The sequence below is a fragment of the Actinomadura logoneensis genome (assembly GCF_003428695.1).
GTDB classification, from domain to species: domain Bacteria; phylum Actinomycetota; class Actinomycetes; order Streptosporangiales; family Streptosporangiaceae; genus Spirillospora; species Spirillospora logoneensis.
This window is the reverse complement of sequence record NZ_QURH01000253.1, coordinates 1-8,798: the sequence shown is the minus strand read 5'-3', so window position 1 is coordinate 8,798 and position 8,798 is coordinate 1. Positions and strand designations below refer to the sequence as shown.

The 8,798-nt window shown below is 75.3% G+C and carries 11 protein-coding genes; 4 read left to right on the top strand and 7 right to left on the bottom strand.

Annotated elements, in window-relative coordinates; genetic code table 11:
* Positions 1-1,348: serine hydrolase domain-containing protein (locus tag DZF91_RS14875; protein ID WP_147341157.1), on the top strand; the 1,348-nt coding region annotated here is incomplete at its 5' end.
* A 91-nt stretch (positions 1,349-1,439) separates the two neighbouring features.
* On the opposite strand, the gene DZF91_RS14870 is transcribed toward DZF91_RS14875, so the two are convergent.
* Positions 1,440-2,207, bottom strand: coding sequence for an SDR family NAD(P)-dependent oxidoreductase (locus DZF91_RS14870; RefSeq protein WP_117358063.1), 768 nt, complete (start codon positions 2,205-2,207; stop codon positions 1,440-1,442).
* A gap of 37 nt (positions 2,208-2,244) precedes the next feature.
* On the opposite strand from DZF91_RS14870, the gene DZF91_RS14865 reads away from it, so the two are divergent.
* On the top strand, positions 2,245-3,048 hold the full coding sequence (locus DZF91_RS14865) for an SAM-dependent methyltransferase (RefSeq protein WP_117358062.1): 804 nt from the start codon (positions 2,245-2,247) through the stop codon (positions 3,046-3,048).
* A gap of 116 nt (positions 3,049-3,164) precedes the next feature.
* Here DZF91_RS14865 and DZF91_RS14860 read toward each other — a convergent pair whose 3' ends face one another.
* From DZF91_RS14860 to DZF91_RS14840, 5 genes are all read right to left on the bottom strand, one after another.
* On the bottom strand, positions 3,165-3,608 hold the full coding sequence (locus tag DZF91_RS14860; protein ID WP_117358061.1) for a DoxX family protein: 444 nt from the start codon (positions 3,606-3,608) through the stop codon (positions 3,165-3,167).
* Positions 3,609-3,692: 84 nt separating this feature from the next.
* Entirely contained in the window at positions 3,693-4,925 is a 1,233-nt protein-coding gene (locus DZF91_RS14855; RefSeq protein ID WP_235834298.1) for an RNA polymerase sigma factor, read from the bottom strand.
* A 179-nt stretch (positions 4,926-5,104) separates the two neighbouring features.
* Positions 5,105-5,446: a YciI family protein gene (locus DZF91_RS14850; RefSeq protein ID WP_117358060.1), complete on the bottom strand. Its 342-nt coding sequence runs from the start codon at positions 5,444-5,446 to the stop codon at positions 5,105-5,107.
* A 91-nt stretch (positions 5,447-5,537) separates the two neighbouring features.
* Positions 5,538-6,299, bottom strand: a complete 762-nt coding sequence (locus DZF91_RS14845; protein WP_117358059.1) for an ABC transporter permease — start codon at positions 6,297-6,299, stop codon at positions 5,538-5,540.
* Positions 6,300-6,308: 9 nt separating this feature from the next.
* Positions 6,309-7,076: an ABC transporter ATP-binding protein gene (locus DZF91_RS14840; RefSeq protein ID WP_117358058.1), complete on the bottom strand. Its 768-nt coding sequence runs from the start codon at positions 7,074-7,076 to the stop codon at positions 6,309-6,311.
* Positions 7,077-7,151: 75 nt separating this feature from the next.
* On the opposite strand from DZF91_RS14840, the gene DZF91_RS14835 reads away from it, so the two are divergent.
* Both DZF91_RS14835 and DZF91_RS14830 read left to right on the top strand, forming a co-directional pair.
* Positions 7,152-7,808 (top strand): TetR/AcrR family transcriptional regulator, encoded by a 657-nt coding sequence (locus tag DZF91_RS14835; RefSeq protein ID WP_117358057.1) that lies wholly within the window; start codon positions 7,152-7,154, stop codon positions 7,806-7,808.
* Positions 7,805-8,107, top strand: coding sequence for a DUF6204 family protein (locus DZF91_RS14830; protein ID WP_117358056.1), 303 nt, complete (start codon positions 7,805-7,807; stop codon positions 8,105-8,107). The genes DZF91_RS14835 and DZF91_RS14830 overlap by 4 nt, the downstream gene beginning before the upstream one ends.
* Positions 8,108-8,128: 21 nt before the next feature.
* On the opposite strand, the gene DZF91_RS14825 is transcribed toward DZF91_RS14830, so the two are convergent.
* Positions 8,129-8,798 (bottom strand): MFS transporter (locus DZF91_RS14825; protein ID WP_117358055.1); only part of this gene is annotated, 670 nt, incomplete at its 5' end.

Below are 8,798 nucleotides of genomic sequence, written 5' to 3'. Positions count from 1 at the left end.
GCCGCTTCCGTGGACCGCTCCTCTGCCCGCCGCCCCCGGCAGCCCCCTGAACCCGCCCCCGCCGGACGGCCCCGCGCCGTCCGCGCGGAGCGGCCCGGTCGAGGGCGGCCGGGAGGCCCCGACGGTCGGGCAGCCGACGACGGCCGCGCTCGACCACGCCAAGCTCCAGGCCACCCTCGACGCCGCCCACGAGGCCGGGATGTACGGGCTGTCGTCGGTGGTCCGGGACGGCGGCCTGACCTGGGAGGGCGTGTCCGGCGTCGCCGACACCGCGACCGGACGGCCCGTCCGGCCCGGTATGCCGCAGCGCGTGGGCGGCATCACCGAGACGTTCGTCGCGACCGCCGTCCTGCAGCAGGTCGACCAGGGGCGCGTCCACCTGGACGACCCGATCGGCGGCTACCTGCCGGACCTGGTCCCCGGCCCGCGCGGGCGGCAGATCACCGTCCGGATGCTGCTCGCCCACACCAGCGGCATCGGCGACTACCTGCCCGCCGCGTTCCCGTCGCTGGCCGACCCGTCCGCGTCGAGCGTGGACGCCGGCCGGTACCGCAGGCTGGGCGCCAGGCAGCTCGCCGCCTGGGGACTGGCGGCCAAGCCGACCGGCGAGCCGGGGCAGACCTGGTCCTTCTCCCGCACCGACTACGTGATCCTCGGGCTGCTGCTGGAGAAGGTCACCGGCCGGCCGGCCGCCGACCACGTCACGGCGGCGGTGATCCGGCGGGCCGGGCTGAGGAACACCTACTTCCCGGGGGACGACCCGTCCCTGCGCCGCCCGCACGCGAAGATGTACGAGTCGCTGTACGGCGCGGCCGACCCGGCCCGCGACTACAGCGAGTACGACATGAGCTGGGCGTCCACCGCGGGCTCGCTGGTCTCCACCCCCGACGACCTGGACCACTTCTACCGCGACCTGCTCACCGGCAGGCTGACCAGCAAGAACGCCCTCGCGGAGATGCAGCGGACGATCCCGGTGCGGGACGCGGCGGGCCGGACCGTCCTCGACTCCGGCCTCGGCCTCTACGCCCTGAACCTGCCCTGCGGCCGTTTCTGGGGCTATGACGGCGCCGTCTGGGGCGCCGCCACCCAGTCGCTGACCAGCCAGGACGGCGACCGGCAGCTGACGGTGGCGATGAACCGCACGGGCTTCCAGCGCCTGGACGGCCAGGGCGTCCCGATCGCCGGTCCGATCGACACCGCCCTCGGCGCGCACGTCGTCCAGGCGCTCTGCGGGCCGTCCGTCGCGGACACCGGCGCGGGCTCCGGAGGGGACGGCGGCTCGTCGTCCGTGACGACCCGCTTCCTCCCGCTCACCTTCCTGGCCCCGGTGCCCGACCCGAGGTCCTAGCCGGACCCCGGCCCGCCGCCCCCGGCGTCCCAACCGGTCCCCGGCGTCCCAGCCGGTCCCCGGCGTCCTGGCCGCTCACCGCCCTGGCGTCCTAGCGGGCCTCGGGGTCCTGGGCCAGGACGGAACGGCCGCCGTCCACCGGCACGGTCGCCCCGGTGATGAAGGACGCCTCGTCCGACAGCAGGTAGGCGACCGCCGCCGCGACCTCCGAGGCCAGCGCGACGCGGCCGAGCGGGTGCAGGTCGCCCATCTGCCGCTCGACGTCCGCGGCGCGCTCCGGGCCGAGCCCGGCGAGCAGCGCGTCGTAGCGCTCGGTGCGCACCGAGCCGGGCGCGACGGCGTTCACCCGGATGCCGTGCGGCCCGTACTCGACGGCGAGCGCGCGGGTCAGCCCCTCGATCGCGGCCTTGGCCGTCACGTACGGGACGCAGCCCGGGACGGCGCGCCGGGCCTGGTGCGAGGTGATGTTGACGATCGCGCCGCGGGTCCCGGCCGCGAGGAACCGCCGGATCGCCGTGGTGCAGCCGGTCACCGGCATGCCGAGGTTGAGCGCGACGAGGTCCATCAGCTCGCGCGCGGACGCGGTGTGCGGGGACGCGTCGCGGAACACCGCCGCGTTGTTCACCCAGCCCGTCAGGGTCCCGGCGGACTCGGCGAGGTCGGCGGCGCGCTCGGCGGTCTCCTCGTCCCCGGCGTCGCCGGTCACCGCGTGCACCCGGGGCTCGCCGGACGTCCAGTCCAGCGCGTCCGGGTCGTGCTCGACCGCGACGACCACGGCGTCCGGCGCGGCCAGCAGGCGGGACACGACGGCGCGGCCGATGCCGCGACCGCCTCCGGTGACGACGTAGGAGATCTTCATCGTGGGGGGTCTCCGTCCCGGGAGTAGGGTGATCGGAATGGACGAGCCACTGCGGGGCGTGGGGCGGACGGCGCTCGCGGTCGCCCGCGTGCGGGCCGCCGAGCACCGGCGCGCCGACCGGATCCTCACCGACCCGTTCGCCGAGGCGTTCGCGGCGGCCGGTCCGCCCGCGGCGCCGGTCCGGGGCGGTCCGGCGCGGGATCTGATGGTCCTTCAGGTGATCGTCCGTACCCGGTTCTACGACGACTATCTCCGCGCCGCCACGGCCGCCGGGATCCGGCAGGTCGTGCTGCTCGCGGCGGGGCTCGACACGCGCGCGTTCCGGCTCGACTGGCCGGACGGGACGCGGCTTTTCGAGGTCGACCTCCCGGACGTGCTCGACTTCAAGGACGCCGCGCTCGCGGGCGCCGAGCCGCGCTGCGAGCGGACGACGGTCGCCGCCGACCTGCGCGACGACTGGGCCCGGCGGCTGCGGGCCGCCGGGTTCGACCCGTCCCGGCGGACGGCGTGGCTGGTCGAGGGCCTGCTGATCTACCTGCTCCCCGGCGACGCGGCGGCGCTGCTCGGCGGCATCGGCGCGGAGTCCGTGCCCGGCGGACGGCTGGCGGCCGAGGACGGCGCGGGCACCGCGTGGCTGCTGGAGCACGCGCGGCGGAATCCCGACCAGTTCCGGGCCGGGCCGCTGTGGAACGGCGGTCTCGGCGAGGCGACCGCGTCCTGGCTGGAGGAGCACGGCTGGCGGACCGAGCGGCACGCCCTCACCGACGTCGCCGCGTCCTACGGCAGGCCGGCTCCGGAGGGGACGCGCAGCGGGTTCCTCACCGCCGAACGCCTGTCCTGAGCCGCGACCGTCCAGCCCGCGGGCATCGCCGCGGTACGGCGATGAATCACGAGAAACCGGACGGACCGGGCGCGTGGGGCGCCCGGTCCGTCCGGTCTCTCCGCTGAGGGCGGTGGTCACTTGCGCAGGCCGCGCACCAGGCCGCGCAGCAGGTCGCGGGTCTCGGCGCGCCGGTCGTGGGCGACCAGGGCGAAGACCACCCCGAGCGCCAGCGGGAAGGCGGCCCACCCGGGGACGAGCCAGACGACCTGGGTGACCGCGGCGCCGATCATCAGCCCGATGAGCCCGGTCGCGGCGAGCCCGGCCAGCCGCGGGACCAGCAGCCCGATCGCGCCGGCGGCCTCGACGGCGCCGGTCACGTACCGCAGCCACTGGCCGACGCCGATCTTGGCGAAGGTCTCGATCGCGTCCTTCTGCCCGGCGAACTTCGGCATCGCCGAGCCGATCAGCAGGAACGCGGCGATGAGGATCTGGAAGCCCCACAGGATCGTCCGGCGGCGGGAGCGGATCGGAGCGGGGGTGGCGGAGGTGTGAGCGGCGGCGGTGGTGGCGGTGGTCATCTCGGGCTTCCTTCCGTTCTGTTCTTCGTTTCGCCAGTGCGTCGATCGGCCGCCGCCCGGATCGACATCCGCCGGGAGTTTTTTCTAAGAAAGTTCGGAGGCCCGCTTCTCCAGGACGGCCCGCTCGGCGTCGTTGCGGGTCAGCCGGGCCGCGCGGGCGAACTCGCGCGCCGCGTCCGCGCGGTCGCCGAGCCGCGCGAGCAGGTCGCCGCGGACGCTCGGCAGCAGGTGGTAGTTCGCCATGGACGGCTCGTCCGCCAGCGCGTCGAGCACGTCCAGGCCCCGGCGCGGGCCGAACGCCATGCCGAGCGCGAACGCCCGGTTCACCTGGACGACCGGGGACGGCGCCACGCGCACGAGGAGTTCGTACAGCCCGGCGATCTGCTCCCAGTCGGTCTCCTCGGCGGTCGCCGCCTGCGCGTGGCACGCGGCGATCGCGGCCTGCAGCACGTACGGCCCGGACGGCGCGCCGAGTTCCTGCGCGCGCAGGAGGGCGGCGAAGCCGCGCGCGATGAGCAGCCGGTCCCAGCGGGCGCGGTCCTGCTCCGGCAGCGGGATCGGAGCGCCGTCCGCGCCGATCCGCGCGCGCGTGCGGGACGCCTGGATCTCCATGAGCGCGACCAGCCCGTGCACCTCGGGTTCGCGGGGCGCGATCCCGGCGAGCAGGCGGCCGAGGCGCAGCGCCTCCTGGCAGAGGTCCACGCGCAGCCAGTCGCTCCCGGCCGTCGCGACGTACCCCTCGTTGAAGATCAGGTAGACGACCTCCAGCACCGAGTCGAGCCGCGCGGCGCGCTCCGGACCCTGCGGCGCCTCGAACGGCACGCCGGACGCGCTCAGCGTCTTCTTCGCCCGGACGATCCGCTGCGCCACGGTCGCCTCGGGCACCAGGAACGCGCGGGCGATCTCGTCCGTGCCGAGGCCGCCGAGCATCCGCAGCGTCAGCGCGATCCGCGCGGGCCGGGACAGCACCGGGTGGCAGGCGGTGAACACCAGCCGCAGCAGGTCGTCGGCGATCTCGTCCGGCTCGGGCATCTCGGTCTCGGCCTCGAGGGCCTGGCCGATCTCCTCGACCTTGCGGGCGAAGGTCTGCTCGCGCCGGATCCGGTCGATCCCGCGCCGCTTGGCGACCGACATCAGCCACGCGCCCGGATTGTCGGGGACGCCCTGGTCGGGCCACTGCTCCAGCGCGGCGACCAGCGCGTCCTGCGCGAGCTCCTCGGCCAGCCCGACGTCGTTGACCAGCCGCGCGAGCCCCGCGATGATCCGCGGCGCCTCCAGCCGCCAGACCGCGTCGATCGTCCGGTTCACATCCCTCACGCGCCCGATGAGAGCACCTGGAGCCCGAGACGGCAACACGATCTCGGTGCCGCCCGGCGGTCGGACGAGGTGGGGGAAACGGCGGCACGCCCGCCGCGCGGGGTGCGCGTGCGGGCGTGCGGGTGCACATGGGGACGTGCGGGCGTGCCTGCGGGGGAGCCGGCCGGTCCGGCGGGCGGTCAGTCGCCGTCGGGGCCGTAGACACGCTGGATGGTGCCGCGTCCGCTGCCGACGATCGCCCAGAACCCGCGGCACAGCTCGATGGCCTCCTCCTCGGAGCGGGTCTCCACGAGGGCGAAGCCCGCCACGAACTCCTTGGACTCGCTGAACGGGCCGTCCACGATCTCGGCCTTGCCGTCCTTGGCGACGATGTGGGTCGCGCGGGGGTCGAGGCCGCCGGTGGCCAGCAGCGCGCCGGACCGGCTCATCTCGGCGATGAACGCGCCCATGCGGGCCTGGAGCTCGTCGTCCACCGGGCCCTGCGGGGTGCCGTCGTCGACCGTCATCATGAGGAACCGCATCGTGCTCTCCTTCGCTCTCGGGTGTCGCTTCACCAGGGCGTCGATCGAGGAGCGGCCGAATCGACACGACACCGGATTTTTTTCCGAGGAATCACGGAGTATGGCCTGACCTGCGGAAGAGCGCGAGCCCTCCCAGCAGGCCGATGACGGTCAGCCCGGCGGTGACGGCCAGCCCGGTGAGGACGGTGCCGTCGGTGTACTCGCCGAGGTACAGGTGCCGGACGGCGTCCACGGTGTAGCGGAACGGGACGGCGCGGGACGCCGCGTCCAGCCAGCCGGGCGCGAGCGTCATCGGCAGCAGCAGGCCCGCGAGGAGCATCAGCGGCAGCACGGCCGTGTTGGCGATCGCGGCGAACTCGGGCGCGGTGCGCACGTTCATCGCCAGGCCGTACGACAGCAGCGCCAGCGCCGCCGACAGCAGCCCGACGAACACGAACCCGAGCAGGACGCCCGCGATCGGCGCGCGCAGGCCGAAGGCCACGCCGAGCAGGACGAGCAGCGCCGCCTGGACGACCAGCTGCACGACGTCGCGCAGCGCCCGGCCGAGCAGCGGCGCGGCCGGGTGCAGCGGCGTGGCCCGCATCCGGTCGATCACGCCGACCTGCCGTTCGACCAGGATGCCGAGCCCGACGAACATCCCGCCGAGCAGCGAGAGCTGGACGAGCAGTCCCGGCACGAACGCCTGCCAGGACGTGCCGCCGGTCCGCAGGTCGACCCTGGCCAGCAGCGGTCCCATCAGGGCGAGGAACAGCAGCGGCTGGAGCATCCCGAAGGTCAGCGCGGTCTTGGAGCGCAGGGTCTGCCGGGCCGAGCGGCCGAAGACGACGCCGGTGTCGGTGAGGAGTCGGTTCATGGCGGGTCCCTAGACGGTGGCGGGCGCGTCGGAGGCGCGTCCGGTGATGGCGAGGAAGGCGTCCTGGAGGGTGGCGGCTCCGTGCCGGTCCTTGAGCTCGGCCGGGGTGCCCTCGGCGACGACGGCCCCGGCGTCCACGACCACCAGGCGGTCGGCGAGCGCGTCGGCCTCGTCCAGGTAGTGCGTGGTCAGCAGGACGGTCGTGCCGTGGTCGCGGCGGACGCGGCGGACCAGGTCCCACAGGTCGGCGCGGCTGCCGGGGTCCAGGCCGGTGGTCGGCTCGTCCAGGAACAGCACCTCGGGCCGGTTGACCAGGCCGAGCGCGATCTCCAGGCGGCGGCGCTGGCCGCCGGAGAGCGCGGCGGTCGGCCGGTCGAGCAGGTCGTCGAGGCGCAGGTCGGCGGCGAGCTCGGCGGCGCGGGCGCGGGCCTCGGCGCGCGGCAGCCGGTGCATGCGGCCCTGCGTCACCAGCTCCTCGCCGACCGGGCAGTTCGGGTCGAGGCCGCCGGACTGCGCGACGTAGCCGATCCGGGCGCGCACCCCGGCGGGGTCGGCGAGCAGGTCGCGGCCCGCGACGACGGCGCGCCCGCCGGACGGCGGCAGCAGCGTGGCGAGCATCCGGACGGTCGTCGTCTTCCCGGCGCCGTTCGGGCCGAGGACGCCGAGGATCTCGCCGCGTCCGGCCGTGAGGTCGATGCCGCGGACCGCGTGGACGGTCCCGGAGCGCAGCCGGAACGTGCGGCGCAGGCCCTGGACGTCGAGGACGGGTGGAGTCATGGCAGGGATGAAAGCACAACAGATGCGAAAAATACAATGCATTGAAAGTTTCGCATGGGGTGTAAGGTGAGCGGCGTGACGGAGAGCCTGCGTGAGCGCAAGAAGCGCGCGACCCGGCGGCACCTCGCCGAGGTCGCGACCCGGCTGTTCGTGGAGCGCGGCTTCGAGGCGGTCACGATCGCCGAGATCGCCGAGGCCGCGGACGTGTCGGTGAAGACCGTCTACAACTACTTCGTCGCCAAGGAGGACCTCGTCCTGCCGCGGGGCGGGGAGGCGTCCGCCGACCGGCTCGCCGCGTTCGTCCGCGACCGCGCGCCGGGCGAGTCGGCGGCGCGGGCCGTCCTGCGGAACCTGCGCGAGGAGCTGCGCCGCCGCGACCGCAGCGTGGGCCTGACCCTCGGCTACGGCCGGTTCATGCGGATGGTGCGCGAGTCGCCGACGCTGCTCGCCCGGTTCGACCGGCTCGGCGCCGACATGCGCGCGACCCTGGCCGCCGAACTGGCCGCCGCGTCCGGCGCGTCCCCGGACGACCCGGTGCCCGGCCTGGTCGCCGCGCAGATCGCCTGGACGCAGGAGACGATGTTCGCCGAGATCGCCGACCGCACGGCCCGCGACGAGCCGCCGGGCGAGATCGCCGCCGCCATGCTCGACCTGCTGGACGTCATGGAGTCGCTGCTCGGCGAACGCGTCCTGGCCTACGCCACCCGGCCCGAGGAGGACGACCCCCGATGAACGTGTTCCGCGTGTCGATCCGCGGCAGGTTCGGCGAGCTGGACGAGCGGGCGCGCGCCGGGCTCCGCTCCGTGGACCCCTTCGACGCCGCCTTCACCGAGCGCGGCACGTTCTCCTGCGACGGCTCGCTCTCCGTCTTCACCTTCCGCGTCCAGGTCCCCGCGGGCCCGGACGACGACGAGGACGACGCGGGCCTCGCCGCCCTCGCCGCCCTCGACGCGTACGGCCACCCGTACGAGGTCCTGAAGACGTCCGTCACCGACATGCGCGACATCAAGATCCGCCGCAGGGGACGCTGACCGCGCTCGGGGAGGGGCCGGTCAGCTCCGGCGGACGGCCGCCAGCGTCAGTCCGGCCGCCGCGCAGACCACGCCCGGCACCAGCAGCGCCACCGAGGGATGCGAGGCGGCGAAGGCCCCCGCCACCGCGACCCCCAGCGTCGCGCCGCTCTGCCGGACGGCGTTGAGCAGGCCGCCCGCCGCACCGGCGGTGCCCTCCGGAGCTGCGGACATGACCGCCGCCGCCAGCGACGGCAGGGCCAGCGCGACACCGCACCCGGTGAGCAGCAGCCCGACCGTGAGGACGTGCGAGGCGAGCAGGACGGCCCCGGCCGTCAGCAGGGCCGTCCCGCCGAGCAGCGCCGGACGCGGCCCGAAACGCGCGACGACGCGTCCGGTGACCGGCGGGCCGAGGATGAATGGGACGGTCATCGGCAGCAGCGCCAGCCCGGTCGCGACCGGGCCCCGGTGCAGCGTCAGCGGCAGCACGAACAGGTCGCCGGTGAGCGCGAAGTTGACCGCCGCGCCGACGCCGAGCCCGACCAGCACCCCGCGGCTGCGCAGCAGGGCCGGATTCACGACCGGCTCCGCGCCGCCGCGGCGCTCCAGCAGCACCAGGACCGCGGCGGCGACGAGGGCGGCGGCCCCCGAGACCGCGGCGTGCGTCCAGCCCCGGGCGCCCGCCGCGATCAGCGCGTCCGTCGCGAGACCG